The sequence below is a fragment of the Pseudomonas sp. C2.3V genome, assembly GCF_058536325.1.
Genome location: NZ_JBZUBN010000001.1, coordinates 3,663,669 through 3,681,953 on the forward strand (window position 1 = coordinate 3,663,669; position 18,285 = coordinate 3,681,953).

An 18,285-nucleotide genomic window follows, 5' to 3' on the forward strand; every position below is an offset into this window, starting at 1 on the left:
GCCCGCCGAGAGGTATCGCATGGCATCGAAAACGCAGGATCGTTCAGTGCCTGCCAAGCCTTTTACAGCACGTTAGCTGACCCGATAAATACCTTGCGCAGGCCAATATCGATACAGGGACCGGTCCTGGGAAAACCCAGCCAGCATGCGGCCTTTAGCCATCATCCGGGTCGTGTTAACCGGGGGGACGCAACCATAAGCGTTTGCGCTGTGATCAGGGCGACCGCTCGTCGAGAGAAGGGAAATTTATCTACTGGATCAAGGATTTAGATCTGAACCCAAAAGGGCCCGACAGCAAAAAGCCCGGACCAGTAGGCCGGGCTTATGCACTTGTAACCGTATCGACTGTTAAAACGGACCGTACGATGTACAGCTAGCGGTGTTAGTGTACTTTTCAGCGTCCCCAACCGGGCTGGCTGCCCAATAAGTGGCTGGAACGCAATTCTGCTTCAAATAGGCCAGCATGTTATCCAAGAACAATTTGCCCTAAGGCATCGCCTTACCAACGTAAGGAAAACGCCTGGGATGAAGAGTCGGACTTAATAAAAACGGGGACTTAAACGTCCCCGTTCTGTGTTCCCGGATCGGTTACTGGCTAACTACCGTCAGCGCGTTTGGATAACCAACGGCGGAACCGTTGAGAAGCGTCGTGGTGTCCAGGAAGACGCTCATGTTGCTACCCACCATCTGTACTGATTTGATCTTGTAGACCTGACCATTGGCCAAGCGTACCGAGGCACCGGTCTTGAAGGCCGACGTGTTGGCTGCCGTTGCCGGAAGCGAAATCGCAGCCGCCTTGCGCATGACACCGTTCAGCCAATCAGTATTGGTGAAATTGTTCATCGTACTGGTCGCAACAACGGCCGGAGCGGTTGGCGCAGGCGTCGGTGCGGGTGCAGTCGGGGCTGGCGTCGGCGCAGGGGTAGTCGCCCCCGTACCTGCCGCGTCCGCCACGGTCAGCTTGTTCGGGTAACCCACAACGGCGCCATCCAATGCCGAGCTGTTTACCCAGACGCTCATGTTGCTACCCACTACCTGAACGGACGAGATTTTGGTTACGAGGCCATTCGCCAGACGTACCGAAGTACCTACCTTGAATGCTGCCGTGTTGCCTGATGTCGCCGCTACGGAGAAGCCTGCTGCCTTTCTGTATACACCGTTGAGCCAGTCTGCATTGGTAAAGTTGTTGATAGCGCTCGAATAGCCTGTGCTGGTTGAAGGCACGGTGGGTGTCGGAGCCGGAGTAGGCGTCGTCGCAACCGGTGCCGTGAACGGGCCAATCGCTGTACAGGTAGTGTTATCGATGTACTTCTTCAGGGTCGGCCACTGAGGACGATCCTGCCCATTGATCGGCTCGACCGACAGGAAGTAGCTGCCCCAGCCTGGACCTGCAGCCCAGTACGTAGCAGGAATACAGTTCTGCTTCAAATAAGCCAGCATGTTGTCCATGAGCAGATTCCAGCGCGGATTGTTATCCGGTACACCGAACTCGCCGATCATGCCCCTCTTGCCATTTTTCTTCAGCCACTCCACAAACGGCTTCACACGCTCGACGCCGTAGTTGGCGTCCAGCTTGTTCACGTCGATGGCGGTGTAGTTACCACCGGCATCCTCGTCAAAATACGAATGCGCCTGGAAGATCAGGTTGTTGGACGGATCCTTCAGGTTCAGCAGGGAATCGTTCCACCATGGCCAACGGGTCGCTTCGGACCAGCCGTTACCTTCGATCATGATCGGCTTGACCTTGTCCACCGAACGAACGCCATTGATGCCGTACTGAGCCATGATGGGCCACTGGGTCATCGAATCATGCGGCTCGTTCATGATGTCATAGGCATACAGGGACGACTGGCCGCTCCAGCGCTGGGCGATCAGGGTCATGATCTGCTGGTAGTGGTTGTAGCTCACGTTACCCGTACCAATGATGGTGCCGCGATACATGGTGTAGTTATGCAGGTCCAGGATGATCTTCATACCGTATTTGTTGGCATAGCCGAACGTACGGTCGATCAGCGCGGTATAGGTAGGGTCCAGTGCGCCACCCAGGGTCGGCTGCAGGCGCTCCCAGATGATGGGAAAGCGGATCAGCTTGATACCCTTGGCGTTCCACTGCTGGAAATAGGATTCAACCGGGAAAATGTAGTTGGTACCGTCGATACCTGGCAATACCTGGGCAGCAAAGCCTGCACCTGACAGGTTTAAACCTACCAGATCAACCTGTTCTGCATGTACAGCAGGGCTGGTCAAGGCTACGGCAGCAGCCAACGGAAGAACTTTCTTAAAAAAACGGGTGGAACTGATTTTATTTAAAACAAAAGAAGCAGAAGTTTTCATCTATTCACCAAACTGCTAGTGTTTTTTAGCACGAGCGTTCCATAGCCCATTATTGAAGGGCTGGCGCAACAGTCGCGTTTCACGTTGAGTTGTATCTAGGCCGAGCCAATAAGTGGCACGGGATTAACTTCATCCTTACGAATGAACTTCCCTGCACTCAACCCTGAGCTATGGAAAGTATTTGCCGGTCAAAACCAGCAGCAACAATAAACAGCGTATTAACCGTTATTGTCGGGCATTGCACTCTTATGAACTTTCTAAAAGATGCAAAAAGTTCAGTCGGCAATGAAATGCCAATACCAGGAATGGCGATGAAAACATTCTTCTTTAAGCTAATTAACTGTGCCTTACTAATAACTCTTAAACTTAATAAGACTTCAAAAGTTGAATGTTCCCGGTGACCCTAACGCGGCGTCACGTCAGTGCTTATTCAAGGGGCGTGCCAATTACCAAGAAACAGGCCAGCCAAAGCGATGACCGTTCGTCGCCCGTTTAATTGAGCGCCTCAAGGAAGGGGTTTAGCGAGGAGATGGGAGAAAAGAAGATAACCGGTTACTAAGGCCATTGAGCCGCAACCCATGATGGCATTATGGTTATTCCTGACGCCATTACTGCGTCATCATTCTGGCATTCTGCTCCTATGTGTCAGAATGCTGACTCCTTGCCAGCATGAGACGAAAAGCTCTTCCAAGAAGACCTTGAGCGTATAAGCTCTCAAGCATGGGACACGCCAATAAGCGGCGCTATATCGTTTCAGCTGTATCGACAGCTACCGTAGACGGCAGAGACATACTCTGCCGTCATTATGCTGTCACTCGCTTCGATGAATATTGAACCCGTTCCAGGCTTGGCAGGTCGCCATAAGCTCGATCCGATTGATATTGACATGCTTGGGCTGGTTCAAAGCCCAATGGATCGACTCGGCGATATCATCCGGTGTCAGCGGGTCAGTTCCGGCATATACGGCGTCGGCCTTGCTCTTGTCGCCACCAAAGCGCACCACGGAGAACTCAGTCTCGGAAAGCCCCGGCTCGATGTTGGTCACACGGACGCCTGTGCCCTGCAGATCGCAGCGCAGGTTCAAGGTAAACTGTTTGACGAACGCCTTGGTAGCGCCATAGACATGGCTACCCGGGTACGGCCAGTTACCGGCAACCGAGCCCAGATTGACGATGCCAGCGCCCGCACCGTAAGCGATCAGTCTGGGTAATAACAAGCGCGTGCAATACAGGACACCCTTGATATTGGTATCGACCATGGTGTCCCAATCATCCAGATCGCACTGCTGAGCAGGTGTAGTACCTAAGGCCAGCCCCGCATTGTTGACCAGACCACGCAGGGTCGAAAACTCTTCAGGCAACCCGTTGACTGCCGCCTCGACAGCTGCACGATCCCGAACGTCCAGCACAATCGGATGCACCTTGGTGTGCGCGGAAAGCTCTTCTGCTAACGCGCTCAGGCGATCCTCGCGACGGCCAGTAATGATCAGGGACCACCCATCCTTGGCAAAGCGGCGCGCAGTAGCCGCGCCAAAGCCGGATGTTGCGCCGGTAATGAACAAAGTCGAAGTCATCGATGCAGCTCCTTGAGGTCGAAAGGAAATACCCGGAGAGTAACGCACTCTTTGTCGCTTGAGGCGGTACAGTTATAGCGAAACAGCTCTAAAAACAGCTATTGGCATCCTGGTTGTTTTTTGATCGACCTTTCAAGAGCCAGACAGTATAAGGGCTGTGTACAACCATTCAGATGTTATTCACAGGCTTACTCGCGTTAACCGTGCATAACGTTGAACCCAGCGATTTCTGCATGAAAAACCTGGCGTAGCGACCCTAGGAGCGTGGATAAACGGACGTACTCTAGCGTTGATCATTTTTTGAGCATGCCTCTAGAGAGACGGTGGTACATGGCGTCTGGCCATGTACCCCAAGGTTATACACAACCTTGCTCGCCGAAAACGTGTATAAAACCAGCATCCTGCATTTGAAAATAACCGCTCATTTTTTAACCAATTCTCGCTAGGCCTTGCCACATGCGGCTTGCGTGGAGTCTTCCAAGTGTTATCAACAGGCTTGCTCATATTATTAGTGGGTATGTTGATAACTATCTGAGGTTGGTTACTACTACCCTCTGTACGATTGATCAAAAAGTAACCATCTATCTGTAAGCCTTATATTTTAAGGGCAGCAGACAGGTATCCTAGGGTTATCCACAAGGTGCTCCACGTGTAACGTGGGTAAGTCAGGACCTTGGCCCAATAGAGCAGACTTTAACTGCTAAAACATGGCGCTAAAGGGTGTTGTTCACAGGTCACATGTTATGCAGTAGGTACTGCGCAGCTAGCAGATCTTCTACCGCATAGCCTACGGATTTGAACAAGGTAATTTCCTGGTCATCGCTGCGTACGCCATCCCCTTGCAGAACGTGCCTCAATTCTGTGTTGAGATCGCTTTCCTGGATCACGCCATCACCAAGCGCGAACAGTAAATCGCCTGCCTCCTCCAAAGCACCCTCGCGGGTATCCACTACGATGCGTGCCCGCGCAACGGCTGCTGAATCGGTCTCACGCATAGAGGGAAGAAAGGCACCGACCAGGTCCAGGTGGCAACCGGGGGTGAGCCACTCGCCCAACACCAGCGGCTCTCGAGAGGTGGTAACACACGTAACCACATCGGCATGCCCTACGCTCTGCGCCAGGTTATCGCTTGCTGAAACCGGATAGCCCTCCCCCTGCAGGCGCTCAGCAAGGGCTTTGGCCTTGCTGTAATCACGCCCCCAGATTTCGATCCGGCTGTAATCACGCACAGCCGTATGGGCACGCACCATGTGGGCAGCTAGCGTTCCCGTACCTACGATGGTCAGGCTCAACGCATCCCGCCGGGCCAGATAGTCAGCCGCCAACGCTGACGTGCAGGCGGTACGCCGAGCTGTCAGTTCCGAGGCTTCCATCAAGGCAAGGGGCTGGCCTGTCACATCATCAAACAAGGCAAACACTGCCGCAACCGAAGGCAGATCGCGTTGGCTATTTTCCGGAAACACAGTCACCAGCTTGACGCCAATGCCCTGCCCTTTCTGCCAGACCGGCATGTTCAACAGCGATGCCTGTCCCTCGGGTAGCGCGTAAGCCTGCCGGTTGGGTGCAGTGCCAGGGTGAGCCAAGCCACTGCGAAGCGCATCGATCAGCCCGGCATAATCCAGAACAGCGGCCACCTCAGCATTGGTGAAAAAGCGGATGGATGACATGGGAACTCCCCTGTTGGAAAGACATACTCGACGGCACGCGGCAACGGCCTGCGTCAGTACCATGGAGCCTAACGCAGGCTGAACGGCGGCTTAATGGCCGCCCAGGTAGGCTTCGCGCACCTGAGGATCAGCCAGCAGTTCCTGGCCGCTGCCCGTCATGCGGATCTCTCCCGTCACCATGACATAAGCCCGGTTCGATAACCGGAGCGCATGGTTGGCATTCTGCTCGACCAGAAAGATCGTCATGCCGGCCTGCGCAAGCTCACGTAGGATCTGGAAGATCTGCTTCACCACGATAGGCGCAAGCCCCAGGCTCGGCTCATCGAGCAGCAGCAGCTTGGGTCGGCTCATGAGCGCCCGGGCGATAGCCAGCATCTGCTGTTCGCCTCCAGACATGGTCATGGCTCGCTGGTTACGCCGCTCCTTAAGGCGCGGAAACAGCTCGAGCATACGTTGCATGTCCTCGTCCACGTGCTTGGTGCCGATGGGGATAGTACCCATCAGCAGGTTCTCTTCCACACTCATATCAGGAAAGACATGTCGCCCTTCCGGTGATTGCGCGATACCGTTGGAAGCAACGAAATGGGCGCTTTTCTGGGTAATTTCCTCGCCTCGGTAGATGATCTGTCCGTTACGCGCCCGCGGCTGTCCAAATATGGACATGAGCAAGGTGGATTTGCCCGCCCCATTGGCACCAATCAGGCTGACCGTCTCACCTTCGTTGATATGCAGCGAAACGCCCTTGAGCGCCTGGATCGGCCCGTAGAACACGTCGACGTTTCTGAATTCCAGCAAGGGCGTAGTCATGCCACCTCCTCCTCATCCGCGCCCAGGTAGGCGGCAATGACCTTCGGATTATTCTTGATCTCGTCCGGCAGGCCCTGGGCAATCACATTGCCGTGGTCCAACACGACGATATGATCGGAAATGCTCATGACCATGCCCATGTCGTGCTCGATCAGCAGTACGGTGATGTTGTGCTCGTCACGCAGGTGCCTGATGATGGCTGACAGTGACTCGGTTTCTGCGGGGTTGAGGCCGGCAGCGGGCTCGTCCAGGCAGATCAGCTCCGGCCGGGTGCACATGGCACGCGCAATCTCCAGACGGCGCTGCTGACCGTAGGACATTTCCCCGGCAAGGCGGTTGGCGCACTCGGTCAGCCCCACCACCTCCAGCCAGTAAAAGGCTACATCGAGTGCCTTTTCCTCTGCCCGACGAAAACCCGGCGTATTGAAGACGCCCGCCAGCAGGTTGCGGTTGATCCACATGTGCTGGGCTACCAGCAGATTCTCGACCACGGACATTTCCTTGAACAGGCGAATATTCTGGAACGTCCGCGCAAGGCCGGCACGGTTCACCAGGTGCGTCCCGCCAAACATCTTGTACCAGAGGCGACTGCCGAACTGGGCAGGGTTGACGAAATCGGTGGGCTGAAACGGCTCCCCCATGATCCTGCCCACGTCCGTTTCGCGCCCGTCAGCATTGCTCAAGACGATGCGACCATCGGTGGCCTTGTAGAATCCGGTCAGGCAGTTGAAGACTGTAGTTTTGCCCGCCCCGTTGGGGCCGATCAGAGCAGTGATGGAATGGCGGCGAATGCTGAAGGCCACATCGGAAAGCGCCTTGATCCCGCCGAAACGCATGCCCAATCCGTCAACGGTAAGAATGTTGTCGCTCATGGCGCTACTCCCTTGCGAATCGCGAATCCACTGCGGCTGATGCGGATCAACCCGCGAGGACGCCACATCATCATCACGACCATCAACACACCAAACACGAGCATGCGGATGTCGCCGAACTCACGCAGCACCTCGAACAGCAGCGTCATGACAAAGGCCGAAATGACCACCCCGACGGTCGAGCCCAGGCCGCCGAGCACCACGATGGCCAGCACCAGAACGGACTCGAAAAAGTTGAACGAGGCCGGGTTGATAAAGCCTTGGTAGGTAGCGAAAAACACCCCGGCAATCCCGGCGGTGGACGCACCGATCATGAAGGCGGAAAGCTTGACCAGAACATGGTTAAGGCCCATGGCGCGGCAGGCGATCTCATCCTCGCGCAGCGCTTCCCAGGCGCGGCCAATAGGCATGCGGGTAAGGCGATGCTTGATATAGAGCACCAGTAGCACGATGAGGAATAGCACGCTGTAGATGAAGATCATCGTGGCGTTGGGGTTGTAGGAGATTCCCAGCAGCTCATGGAGAGGCACGCCGCCCTCCTTGGCCCGCCGACCGAACTCAATACCAAAGAATGTCGGCGACGGTGCTGAAATTCCATTAGGGCCGTTGGTGAACTCCAGCCAGTTGTTGAGCACCAGACGAATGATTTCACCAAAGCCCAGGGTCACGATGGCGAGGTAGTCGCCGTGCATCCTGAGCACCGGAAAGCCAAGAATCGCCCCGGCCACCGCAGCCATGACTGCAGCAAGGGGAATCATCGTCCAGAAGCCCAACCCCAGGTATTGGTAACCCAGCGCCAGCCCATAGGCACCGATGGCATAAAAGCCGACATAGCCCAGGTCCAGAAGACCGGCGAGCCCGACCACGATGTTCAGCCCCAGGCCAAGCAGCACGTAGATCATGCACAGGATGACTACGGTCAGCCAGTACTTGGTGGCCAGGAAGGGAAAGAGCAGCGCGACCAGAATCACGACAGGCAGGATGTACCGCAGATTCGACTTGTGTCCGGGCGGCAGCACATGCACGCCCCCATCGTTGCGCTTGAACGACTCGATCCAGGTACGTCCCCTGGACGTCTGGCCGAACAGGCTGAGCAGAAAACGCCCCGCCATCACCACTGCCACCATGATGCCGACGCGCTGAGGCTCCAGGTTGAAGCCATAACCGTCGAGCACAATACCTACGATGGGCCCGAACAGGATGAGCGAGACCAGCCCGACCATGAAGGTATCACGCAGGATGACCTTGAAATCGAAGGAAGAAGTCTGGGTCATAGCATCACACCTTCGCCACGTGCGGCTTTCCAAGCAGCCCCTGGGGCCGGAAGATCAGAATCAGCACCAGTAGCGAGAAGCTGAAGACATCCTTGTAGTCGCTGTTCACAAGACCCGCGAATTGCGCCTCCGACACGCCCAGAATGATGCCGCCCAGCATGGCGCCCGGCAGCGAGCCGATGCCGCCTAACACCGCCGCAGTAAACGCCTTGATACCAATGATGAAGCCGGCATAGAAGTCGAACGTGCCGTAGTTCATGGTAATCAGTACACCGGCCAACGCCGCCATCGCAGCACCGATGATGAACACGTACGAGATCACCCGGTCGGTGTTGATGCCCAGAATCTGCGCCATCTTGCGATCCTGCTGGGTCGCGCGACACATGCGGCCCAATGTGGTCTTCTGGATCACATAGGTCAAAAGGCCCATGCCCACAATGGACGCAACGATGATGAAGATCTTGGTATAAGTGATAATGACGAAGCCTTCACCGATATGCAGGCGCAGCGCCCCATCGAGCAGCGTTGGTACCCCTTGTTGGCGAGCCCCTTGGGCCAGCTGCACATAGTTCTGCAGGATCAGCGACATCCCGATGGCCGAGATCAGCGGCGCAAGGCGGGTAGAGTTACGCAGCGGTTTGTAGGCGATTCGTTCGATTGCCCAACCATAAAGGCTGGTCACCACTACACAGAAGATAAGCGTGCCCAGGATCAGCACAGGAAAGGAATGCAGGCCGAAAAAGCTCAACAGGGCAATACCGATGGCTGCCAGATAGGCAGACACCATGTACACATCGCCGTGAGCGAAGTTGATCATGCCAATGATGCCGTACACCATCGTGTAACCGATGGCGATCAGCCCGTATACCGAGCCCAGGGTCAGGCCGTTGATGAGTTGTTGCAGGAAGATACCGTCCACGATGTCATTCTCGCGCAAGCGGTTGAGTAAAGACGCGCCAGGACATCACCTCCGGCTTGGACAGCCGGAGGTGAAAGACGCATGAACGCAGAAAGGGAATCAGGGCAACTGGTTGTATTTGCCTTTATCGTCCCACTCGTACATTACGTAGTCGGAGACTTTGAGGTCGCCCTTGCCATCCCAGGACTTTTCACCCAGAACGGTAGGAACGGTGTGGCTCTTGAGCCATTCGGAGGCGGCTTCGCCATCCGTGCTGCCGGCGCCCTTGAAGGCAGCCGCCACGGCTTGCAAAGAGGCATAGGAATACAGCGTGTAGCCTTCCGGCTCATAACCCGAGGCGCGCAACTTATCGACTACGCTTTTACCGGCCGGGCTTTTCAGCGGATCGGCACCAAAGGTCATCAACACCCCCTTGGTATATTGCGGGCCACCGGCGGTCGTTACCATGTCAGCCGAGACGATGCCATCACCTGAAACAAACTTGGCGTTTACGCCCTGCTCTCGCATCTGGCGGACCAGCGGGCCAGCTTCGGGGTGCAGACCGCCAAAGTAGACGACCTCGGCCCCAGAGGAGCGAATCTTGGTTACCAAGGAGTTGAAGTCCTTCTCACCGCGCGTCAGGCCTTCATAAAGCACTTCCTTCACGCCGCGCTTGGCCAGCTGAGCTTTCATGGCATCTGCCAGGCCCTGGCCATAAGCATCCTTGTCATGGATAACGGCCACTTTTTTTGCCTTTAGCGTATCCACAATGTAGTTGGCTGCCACGACTCCCTGCTGGTCATCACGGCCACACATACGGAATACGCCTGCCAGACCGCGCTCGGTGATCTGTGGATTGGTTGATCCAGGCGTGATGGAGATTATTCCTGCCTCATCGTAAATCTCTGACGCTGGCAGCGTATTGGAGGAGCAGAAGTGGCCGATCACCGCCTTGACTCCCTCGGAATCGACCAAACGGTTAGCCACCGCTACCGCTTGTTTGGGCTCACAGGCATCGTCGCCCTGTACCAGTTTGATCTTTTCACCATTGATACCACCCGTGGCGTTAATGTCCTCAGCCGCCAGTGTTGCACCTTTCCAGAACTGCTCTCCGTAAGCGGCGTTAGCGCCAGTAAAGGGACCTGCAACACCGATGATGATATCGGCCTGAGCCAAAGCGGAAAACGAAAGAGCTGAGCCAATTGCGAGAGCCAGAATGCCTTTTCTGTAAATCGTCGACATGGGAGATTTGCTCCAGAGGGTTAGGTTGGCCCTCTCCAGACAGCAATCCACATGCCAGCGCTCTGATATCGTTAAAAATCTTCAAAATCATAGGTTTTTGTGAAAAATCAAAGGATTTTGCAAGAAATCGGCGAAATGCTCCGCCAGCCTGCGACTAAAGCAGCGCTTGCCTATATGTAAGGTCACTCACGAAACATCGTTCAGAACAGCGAAACGGCCTAGATGCACTGTCCTGATCTTGTCATCCTCACCCCTTGCACCAATAAGTAACACTACGAGTTACACCACAATTCGCAAACACTGCCCCGCGTGATAAAGACTAAAACCGGCTTCGTAGAGCGGACTTCGCCATTGCCCTACCGGATTGTGATCCCAGGGGACAAAGGGCATCGGTAGCACTTCGCTGTCACCGCTGCACAAGTAATGGGCAAAGGCCTTGCCTACAACGGTACCGGTCGTTACACCGCGCCCGTTATAACCGGTCATGGCGAGCAAACCGGGTGCCGGTTCGAACAGGCGCATCAGATGATCAGGCGTAAACGCGATGCATCCTGTCCAGGTGCATTCCCACTCGACCTTGCCAAGCGCAGGGAAATAATGCTGCTGAATGCGATCAGCCCAGGCCTCGATGAACCAGCCCGGACGGCTCGCCATATTGCCCAGGCTGCCTAGCAGCAAGCGTCCCGCTGTATCGCGCCGGATACTGCTGAGCACCGTGCGGGTATCCCAAGAGCCCTGCGCGCCGGGCAGGATAAAATCGGCTTCAGGCCCCAGCGGCCTGGAGGCGACCTGATAGTAATACCCCGGAAAGAATTGATTGCGCAGGGTAGTCCACTCGCCTTCGGTATAGGCGTTGGAAGCGATAAGCACCTGCTCGGCCAGCACGGCCCCCTGCCTCGTCACGACGCACCACTGTGAGCCCTGACGCTCAAGGTGAGTAACCGGTGACTGCTGATGGAGCTGAACGCCCTGCGCGAATGCCGCGCGGGCCAGCCCAAGGCTGTAGCCCATCGGGTTGATCGTGCCGGCACGGCGATCCAGCAGCGCGCCGGAGACATGGGCGGTGCCACAGGCCTCGATGCAGGCAGTACCGGTCAGCAATTCAACCGGTGCGCCTCGCCGTTGCCACTGCTCGGCGCGGCGTTGCAGGTCAGCAAGGCCCTTGCCGTTATGCGCCATGTGCAGTGTGCCCTGGTGCTGCGCCTGGCAATCGATGCCGTGGCGCTCGATCAGGGAGAAGACCTCATAGGGTGCGCTCCCCATGACCTTGAGCAGCTTTTCCCCTACCGCGGGCCCAAGCGTAGCGACCGCCTCGTCCGGCGGAATCCACATACCGGCATTGACCAGCCCGACGTTACGGCCGGAACCGCCATGCCCCACTTCATAGGCTTCCACCACCACCACACGCCTGCCCTGCTCCGCCAGATGCAGGGCCGCCGAAAGCCCCGTAATGCCTGCACCGATGATGCAGACATCAGCCCTGGATTCGCCTTTCAAGGGTGGTGCATTGAGGGTATTAGGTGACAGGGTTTCCCACAGACATTGCTGGCGGAGCGGCATAGGTATTCCTTCACACAATGACGATATGAACCGTTAACCTTGAGGGTGAGGGTTTCGATAGATATCGTCAGGGCCCAACCCATCCTACGAGACCGTACCGGCAGTCCCGCATCAACACCCTACAAAACTACCCGGTAGGGTAGATTGAGCGCAGCGATACCCATCACTTAAATCCCACCTCAATCAAACACGATCCCTTGCGCCAATGGCAGCTCGCGGGAGTAGTTCACCGTGTTGGTCTGGCGACGCATGTAGCTCTTCCAGGCATCGGAGCCGGACTCGCGGCCGCCGCCGGTTTCCTTCTCTCCGCCAAAGGCCCCTCCAATCTCGGCGCCGCTCGGGCCGATATTCACGTTGGCGATGCCGCAATCACTGCCCACCGCAGACAGGAAAGACTCGGCCTCGCGAATGTCCGTCGTGAAGATGCAGGACGACAAGCCTTGTGGCACCGCATTATTCATGGCGATGGCCTCGTTGAATTCACGGTAAGTCATCACGTACAGGATCGGTGCAAAGGTTTCAGTCTGAACCGACTCACTCTGCTCGGGCATCTCGACGATAGCCGGAGAGACGTAATAACCGTTCGGGTACTGATCCGCCAACTGACGCTCGCCACCAAAGACCACACCGCCCTCACCCTTGGCCTGCTCCAGGATGCCCTGCATGGCCTGAAAGCTCTGTGCATCGATCAGCGGGCCGACCAAGTTACCCTCTAGCGGATGGCCAATGCGTACCTTGGCATAAGCAGATTTCAAGCGAGTCACCAGCTCATTTTTGATCGACTCATGGGCAATCAGGCGGCGCAGTGTGGTGCACCGTTGACCGGCCGTACCCACAGCGCTGAACAGGATGGCGCGAACTGCCATGTCCAGATCGGCACTGGGCCCAACGATCATGGCATTGTTGCCGCCCAGCTCCAGCAGCGAACGGCCAAAGCGAGCCGCTACACGTGGCCCCACTTCACGGCCCATACGGGTGCTGCCGGTGGCGCTGACCAAGGCCACGCGTGGATCATCCACCAGCGCTTCACCGCTGGTTCGATCCCCTACGATGACCTGGCTCAGGTAGTCCGGTGCATCGCCAAAGGCTTTGACGGCGCGCTCAAACAGCGCCTGACAGGCCAATGCCGTCAGCGGCGTTTTTTCCGAAGGCTTCCATACCACGGAGTTACCGCAGACGAGGGCCAGGGCGGTGTTCCATGACCAGACCGCCACCGGAAAATTGAACGCACTGATCACGCCCACGACGCCCAGCGGGTGCCAAGTTTCACGCATGTGGTGACCGGGACGCTCGGAGGCGATCGTCAGGCCATACAGCTGGCGGGACAGGCCGACGGCGAAGTCGCAGATATCGATCATTTCCTGCACTTCACCCAGCCCCTCCTGCGTGATCTTGCCCGCTTCCCAGGACACCAGCTCGCCCAGGTCGGCCTTGTGCTTGCGCAGCTCTTCGCCCAGCAGGCGGACCAGCTCACCGCGACGTGGCGCCGGTACGGCGCGCCAGGCCTGGAAAGCCTTGTCGGCCCGGGTGATCTTTTGCTCCACCTCGGCGGCGCTTTCCAGCGTGACAGCGCCAAGCTGGCTGCCGTCGATAGGCGTGAACACGGCATGGTTGCCGTTCTGGTAAAGGCTTGGGTCAACGCCGAGACGGCTGAGCAGTGCATCAATCATGGCTGGCTCCTTAGGTCATTATGGGTTCAGTATTGGCCGAGAAGCGGCTGCTCAACAAACGACCTTTGCTCGGTTTATCATTCCTTTTTTTCATGAACGTTCTGCACGCAGCCTTAAACCTGCGCGCTGACTCAGGTTGGAGCTGTCATGTCCCGTCGCCACATGCCCTCGATTACCGCCATGCAATGCTTCGAGGCCGTGGCACGGCACCTGAGCTTTACCCGTGCCGCCGAGGAGTTGAACCTGACTCAGAGCGCGGTGAGCAAGCAGGTGGCTCAGCTCGAAGAACAGCTGGGCCATCCGCTTTTTCGACGCGTACGCCAGCGGTTGCAGATGACTCCAGCCGGCTCGCTGTACCTGTCTGAAGTCAGCAAGATTCTCACGCAGATCGAGATGTCGACCCATTACATGCGCTCCTATGGAGGTGAAACCGAGGTGCTGCGTGTAGCAACCCCTCCGACCTTTGGCGAGCGCTGGCTAATCCCACGCCTCAAGGGCTGGCGGCTACAGCAGCCGATGATCCACCTGGACGTGCGTCATGAAGTCAAGAATATGGATGTCAACGAGCCGGCCTGTGACGTGGCACTGTTCGCCGGCCAGGGACGCTGGCCCGGTGCTGAATGTATTCCGTTGATGACTGAGGATATGGTGCCGGTCTGCGCACCCGGTCTCTGGCCCGAAGGGCACCTGAGCGATCCGACGCAGCTGGCCGATTACATTTTGCTCCAGAATGCAGCTCGCCCCGAGGCGTGGCACGAATGGTTCCAGAGCCAGGGCCTTCACACTGAACACAGCTACCACGGGCCGCGCTTCGATACCTTTACCATGTGCATCCGCGCGGCGCAGGTGGGCTGCGGTGTCGCCCTGGTGCCACGCTTTCTCATCGACGAGGAGCTGGCCGAGGGTAAGCTGGTCATTGCCTGGCCGCACAGCATGACCAGTCCACATACGTATTATCTCGGCTATCCCGAGCATGCAGCGGAAGTCCCCAAGATCCGAAAGTTCGTCGCCTGGATACGCGAGCGGATCGATACGCCTATCGTATGAATGATAGCGCCACCCATCATCCCCGGCTCAAAAACCACTCCAGGTCCACCGGGTCGCCCGGCTTGAGCTGCAGGCGCTGACGCAGATCGTCGAACAACGGATCGTAGTCGTGATGCCAGGAAAAGACGCAGGCCGTACGCGGCGCCAGTCCATAGCCCCGCAGGCGGCGGCTGATCACTGACAGAAAATTGCAGGCCACATCGCGGCGCAACTCGAACGTTTCGCGGACGGTCTGCTCACCTACTGTACCGTTGAGGTCGAACCTTACGACCTGTTCGCGCGACGGAGGCGTCACCTCATAGGTCAGGCTCAGGCGAAAGGCTGGCTGTTGCGGGTTACCCAGCCGCTGCACGTCAAGACGACCCGGCTCGTACATGATTTTCACTCCTCCCGCCGCTTGGCAGATTGCGTTCACATCAGACCGTTTGGCGGTCTTCTGGCTAGCGTAATGGATCTGCACGGCCAAAATATGCGCCGCAGAGCACTTCATTGCTTCAGGTCAATCCACAACGATCTATTGAGGCATTGATCTCCAATAGCGCGTGTTCAAACAATCGTTCGTCTCCTTGATCCAGGTCATTGGCCATTTTTCCTGCAGGTTCCTAATAGGCTCAAACCCGTAAGGAAATGCCGTCATGACCACAGCACAAACACAAAAGTTAAGGCTGGGCGCGCTGACTGCCCTCGTCGTGGGATCGATGATCGGGGGCGGCATTTTTTCACTGCCGCAAAACATGGCCCAAAGTACCGGCGCGGGCGCCGTACTGATCGGCTGGGCCATTACCGCTGTCGGCATGCTGACCCTGGCCTTCGTTTTCCAGACCCTCGCCAACCATAAGCCCGAACTAGATGCCGGTGTCTACGCCTACGCCAAGGCAGGGTTCGGTGACTACATGGGCTTCTCCTCCGCCTGGGGTTACTGGATCAGCGCCTGGCTCGGCAATGTCAGTTACTTCGTGCTCCTGTTCAGTACGCTGGGCCTTTTCGTTCCGGCGTTTGGCGAGGGCAACACGCCGCTGGCCATCCTGTGTGCCTCGGCCGTCCTGTGGGGCGTACATTTCCTGGTCTTGCGCGGTGTACATGAAGCCGCCTTCATCAACCTCGTTACCACAATCGCCAAGATCGTTCCGCTGGTGATGTTCATCGTGCTCGCGGGCGTAGCGTTCCGTCTGGATATCTTCACAGCGGACTTCTGGGGCACACCGGATTTAGGCAGCGTCATGAACCAGGTGCGAAACATGATGCTGGTGACTGTGTGGGTCTTCATCGGGATCGAAGGCGCCAGCGTGTATTCCGCACGTGCCGAGAAACGCCGTGATGTGGGCAAGGCAACCGTGATCGGCTTTCTTGGCACGCTGCTGCTGCTCGTGCTGGTCAACGTCCTGTCGCTGGGCGTCATGAGCCAACCGGAACTGGCCGGACTCAAGAACCCTTCCATGGCGGGCGTACTGGAGCATATCGTCGGTCATTGGGGTGCAGTATTGATCAGCGTAGGGCTGGTGATCTCGCTGGCCGGGGCCTTGCTCTCCTGGACATTGCTCTGCGCCGAGATTCTCTATGCCGCCGCCCGCGACAACACCATGCCGCGCTTTCTGCGCAAGGAGAACGCCAACCATGCGCCCAGCAATGCGCTGTGGCTGTCTAATGGGCTGATCCAGCTGTTCCTGGTGATTACCCTGTTTGCCGCCAGCACTTACACCAGCCTGCTGTACCTAGCCACCTCCATGATTCTGGTGCCGTACTTCTGGTCGGCGGCCTATGCCCTGTTGATCGGCGTACGAGGCGAGTCCTACGAGGCCGCCTCCCGTGAACGCAGCAAGGACCTGATCATTGCCGTCATTGCCACCCTCTACAGCGCCTGGCTGCTCTATGCCGGCGGCATGAAATACCTGCTGCTTTCCGCCCTGCTCTATGCCCCTGGCGCAATCCTGTTCGCCAAGGCCAAACACGAGCTGGGCCAGCCCGTTTTCACCGCTGTTGAAAAACTGATCTTCGCCGCCGTCGTGCTGGGCGCTGCCATAGCAGCCTACGGTCTGTACGCCGGCTTCCTGACCCTGTGACAAGGAGAACAGACATGACCGTTAACTCAACCCCGCTCGGCGTGCATTCGGAAGTCGGCAAACTGCGCAAAGTACTGGTCTGCTCGCCCGGACTGGCCCATCAGCGCTTGACCCCCAGCAATTGTGACGACCTGCTGTTCGACGATGTGATCTGGGTGAATCAGGCCAAGCGCGATCACTTCGACTTTGTCACCAAAATGCGTGAGCGTGGGGTGGAAGTGCTGGAGATGCACAATCTGCTCACCGAGACGGTGAAGAATCCCGAAGCGCTGAAATGGATTCTGGACCGCAAGATCGTACCTAATCAGGTCGGCATAGGCTTGGTCAACGAAACCCGCGCCTGGCTCGAAAGCCAGGAGCCCCGCCATTTGGTTGAGTTCCTGATTGGTGGCGTGTCCGGCTCGGACCTTCCCGACACCAGCGGCAGTGAGATGGTCAAGATGTTCCGGGATTACCTGGGCCACTCCAGCTTTGTGTTACCGCCCTTGCCCAACACTCAGTTCACCCGTGATACCACCTGTTGGATCTATGGCGGCGTCACGCTGAATCCGATGTTCTGGCCAGCCCGTCGCCAAGAAACACTGCTGACAGCGGCCATCTACAAGTTCGCGCCGGAATTCGCCGATCAGCACTTCAACATCTGGTATGGAGACCCGGATGTGGACCACGGCCTTGCCACCCTGGAGGGCGGCGACGTTATGCCTATTGGCAAAGGCATATTGCTGATTGGCATGGGCGAGCGCACCTCGCGGCAAGCCATTGGCCAACTGGCGCAAAACCTGTTCAAGGCAGGCGCAGTGGAGCGGATCATCGTGGCCGGCCTCCCCAAATCACGTGCGGCCATGCACCTGGATACCGTGTTCAGCTTTTGCGACCGCGATCTGGTCACTGTCTACCCGGAAGTCGCTAATGCCATTGTGCCGTTCAGCCTGAGGCCGGATGAAAGCAAGCCGGGCGGTATCGACATCCGCCGCGAACCCAAACCCTTCCTCGACACTGTGGCTGAAGCGCTGGGCCTCAAGGCGTTGCGCGTCGTGCTGACCGGTGGTGACAGCTACGAAGCTGAACGCGAGCAATGGGATGACGGCAACAACGTGGTCGCCCTGGAACCCGGCGTTGTGGTCGGCTATGACCGCAATACTTACACCAACACCCAGCTACGCAAGGCGGGGGTTGAAGTCATCACCATCAGCGCCAGTGAGCTTGGCCGGGGCCGGGGCGGCGGCCACTGCATGACCTGTCCGATCGTACGTGACCCTGTCGATTACTAATCCCACCCGC

General features: G+C 57.3%; 14 protein-coding genes. 3 read left to right on the forward strand and 11 right to left on the reverse strand.

The annotated features are described in order from the left end of the window. Positions 1 to 588: 588 nt before the first annotated feature. The 10 genes from AC4LF3_RS17435 to amaB form a co-directional block, all read right to left on the reverse strand. Positions 589 to 2,334 (reverse strand): glycoside hydrolase family 5 protein, encoded by a 1,746-nt coding sequence (locus AC4LF3_RS17435; protein ID WP_491836046.1) that lies wholly within the window; start codon positions 2,332 to 2,334, stop codon positions 589 to 591. Between the two features lie 811 nt (positions 2,335 to 3,145). After that, positions 3,146 to 3,907 (reverse strand): SDR family oxidoreductase, encoded by a 762-nt coding sequence (locus AC4LF3_RS17440; RefSeq protein ID WP_122041551.1) that lies wholly within the window; start codon positions 3,905 to 3,907, stop codon positions 3,146 to 3,148. A gap of 734 nt (positions 3,908 to 4,641) precedes the next feature. Further along, a complete protein-coding gene (lhpI, locus tag AC4LF3_RS17445; RefSeq protein WP_181123619.1) occupies positions 4,642 to 5,574 on the reverse strand; it encodes a bifunctional Delta(1)-pyrroline-2-carboxylate/Delta(1)-piperideine-2-carboxylate reductase in 933 nt (310 codons plus the stop codon). 90 nt (positions 5,575 to 5,664) lie between these two features. Then, on the reverse strand, positions 5,665 to 6,381 hold the full coding sequence (locus AC4LF3_RS17450) for an ABC transporter ATP-binding protein (RefSeq protein ID WP_491836047.1): 717 nt from the start codon (positions 6,379 to 6,381) through the stop codon (positions 5,665 to 5,667). Next, positions 6,378 to 7,253, reverse strand: a complete 876-nt coding sequence (locus tag AC4LF3_RS17455; protein ID WP_150346541.1) for an ATP-binding cassette domain-containing protein — start codon at positions 7,251 to 7,253, stop codon at positions 6,378 to 6,380. Before AC4LF3_RS17455 ends, AC4LF3_RS17450 begins: the two co-directional genes overlap by 4 nt. Beyond that, positions 7,250 to 8,527, reverse strand: a complete 1,278-nt coding sequence (gene livM / locus AC4LF3_RS17460) for a high-affinity branched-chain amino acid ABC transporter permease LivM (RefSeq protein ID WP_491836048.1) — start codon at positions 8,525 to 8,527, stop codon at positions 7,250 to 7,252. Before livM ends, AC4LF3_RS17455 begins: the two co-directional genes overlap by 4 nt. 4 nt (positions 8,528 to 8,531) lie before the next feature. Then, positions 8,532 to 9,446: an ABC transporter permease subunit gene (locus tag AC4LF3_RS17465; RefSeq protein ID WP_010795894.1), complete on the reverse strand. Its 915-nt coding sequence runs from the start codon at positions 9,444 to 9,446 to the stop codon at positions 8,532 to 8,534. Between the two features lie 99 nt (positions 9,447 to 9,545). Continuing rightward, positions 9,546 to 10,667 carry a branched-chain amino acid ABC transporter substrate-binding protein gene (locus tag AC4LF3_RS17470; protein ID WP_010795895.1) on the reverse strand — a complete coding sequence of 374 codons (1,122 nt, stop codon included), beginning with the start codon at positions 10,665 to 10,667 and terminating at the stop codon, positions 9,546 to 9,548. A gap of 279 nt (positions 10,668 to 10,946) precedes the next feature. Next, a complete protein-coding gene (amaA, locus tag AC4LF3_RS17475; RefSeq protein WP_491836049.1) occupies positions 10,947 to 12,227 on the reverse strand; it encodes an L-pipecolate oxidase in 1,281 nt (426 codons plus the stop codon). Between the two features lie 179 nt (positions 12,228 to 12,406). After that, the gene (gene amaB / locus AC4LF3_RS17480) at positions 12,407 to 13,897 is read right to left on the reverse strand and encodes an L-piperidine-6-carboxylate dehydrogenase (RefSeq protein WP_491836050.1); all 1,491 of its coding nucleotides are present in this window, start codon (positions 13,895 to 13,897) and stop codon (positions 12,407 to 12,409) included. Positions 13,898 to 14,044: 147 nt separating this feature from the next. Between amaB and AC4LF3_RS17485 the strand changes: the two genes are divergently transcribed. Further along, positions 14,045 to 14,944, forward strand: coding sequence for a LysR substrate-binding domain-containing protein (locus AC4LF3_RS17485; RefSeq protein ID WP_491836051.1), 900 nt, complete (start codon positions 14,045 to 14,047; stop codon positions 14,942 to 14,944). 16 nt (positions 14,945 to 14,960) lie between these two features. On the opposite strand, the gene AC4LF3_RS17490 is transcribed toward AC4LF3_RS17485, so the two are convergent. Beyond that, positions 14,961 to 15,320: a DUF5064 family protein gene (locus AC4LF3_RS17490; RefSeq protein WP_289927115.1), complete on the reverse strand. Its 360-nt coding sequence runs from the start codon at positions 15,318 to 15,320 to the stop codon at positions 14,961 to 14,963. Between the two features lie 259 nt (positions 15,321 to 15,579). Here AC4LF3_RS17490 and arcD point away from each other — a divergent pair, with 259 nt between their 5' ends. Together arcD and arcA are read left to right on the forward strand one after the other, a co-directional pair. Continuing rightward, positions 15,580 to 17,004 carry an arginine-ornithine antiporter gene (arcD, locus tag AC4LF3_RS17495; RefSeq protein WP_312271769.1) on the forward strand — a complete coding sequence of 475 codons (1,425 nt, stop codon included), beginning with the start codon at positions 15,580 to 15,582 and terminating at the stop codon, positions 17,002 to 17,004. A gap of 14 nt (positions 17,005 to 17,018) precedes the next feature. Continuing rightward, entirely contained in the window at positions 17,019 to 18,275 is a 1,257-nt protein-coding gene (gene arcA, locus AC4LF3_RS17500) for an arginine deiminase (RefSeq protein ID WP_312271768.1), read from the forward strand. The last annotated feature ends 10 nt before the right edge of the window (positions 18,276 to 18,285 follow it).

What these genes read in the sequence shown, in the direction of transcription:
- AC4LF3_RS17435 (WP_491836046.1), bottom strand. Translation starts at nt 2,334, where the DNA reads ATGAAAACTTCTGCTTCTTTTGTTTTAAATAAAATCAGTTCCACCCGT.
- AC4LF3_RS17440 (WP_122041551.1), bottom strand. Translation starts at nt 3,907, where the DNA reads ATGACTTCGACTTTGTTCATTACCGGCGCAACATCCGGCTTTGGCGCG.
- lhpI (WP_181123619.1), bottom strand. Translation starts at nt 5,574, where the DNA reads ATGTCATCCATCCGCTTTTTCACCAATGCTGAGGTGGCCGCTGTTCTG.
- AC4LF3_RS17450 (WP_491836047.1), bottom strand. Translation starts at nt 6,381, where the DNA reads ATGACTACGCCCTTGCTGGAATTCAGAAACGTCGACGTGTTCTACGGG.
- AC4LF3_RS17455 (WP_150346541.1), bottom strand. Translation starts at nt 7,253, where the DNA reads ATGAGCGACAACATTCTTACCGTTGACGGATTGGGCATGCGTTTCGGC.
- livM (WP_491836048.1), bottom strand. Translation starts at nt 8,527, where the DNA reads ATGACCCAGACTTCTTCCTTCGATTTCAAGGTCATCCTGCGTGATACC.
- AC4LF3_RS17470 (WP_010795895.1), bottom strand. Translation starts at nt 10,667, where the DNA reads ATGTCGACGATTTACAGAAAAGGCATTCTGGCTCTCGCAATTGGCTCA.
- amaA (WP_491836049.1), bottom strand. Translation starts at nt 12,227, where the DNA reads ATGCCGCTCCGCCAGCAATGTCTGTGGGAAACCCTGTCACCTAATACC.
- amaB (WP_491836050.1), bottom strand. Translation starts at nt 13,897, where the DNA reads ATGATTGATGCACTGCTCAGCCGTCTCGGCGTTGACCCAAGCCTTTAC.
- AC4LF3_RS17485 (WP_491836051.1), top strand. Translation starts at nt 14,045, where the DNA reads ATGTCCCGTCGCCACATGCCCTCGATTACCGCCATGCAATGCTTCGAG.
- AC4LF3_RS17490 (WP_289927115.1), bottom strand. Translation starts at nt 15,320, where the DNA reads ATGTACGAGCCGGGTCGTCTTGACGTGCAGCGGCTGGGTAACCCGCAA.
- arcD (WP_312271769.1), top strand. Translation starts at nt 15,580, where the DNA reads ATGACCACAGCACAAACACAAAAGTTAAGGCTGGGCGCGCTGACTGCC.
- arcA (WP_312271768.1), top strand. Translation starts at nt 17,019, where the DNA reads ATGACCGTTAACTCAACCCCGCTCGGCGTGCATTCGGAAGTCGGCAAA.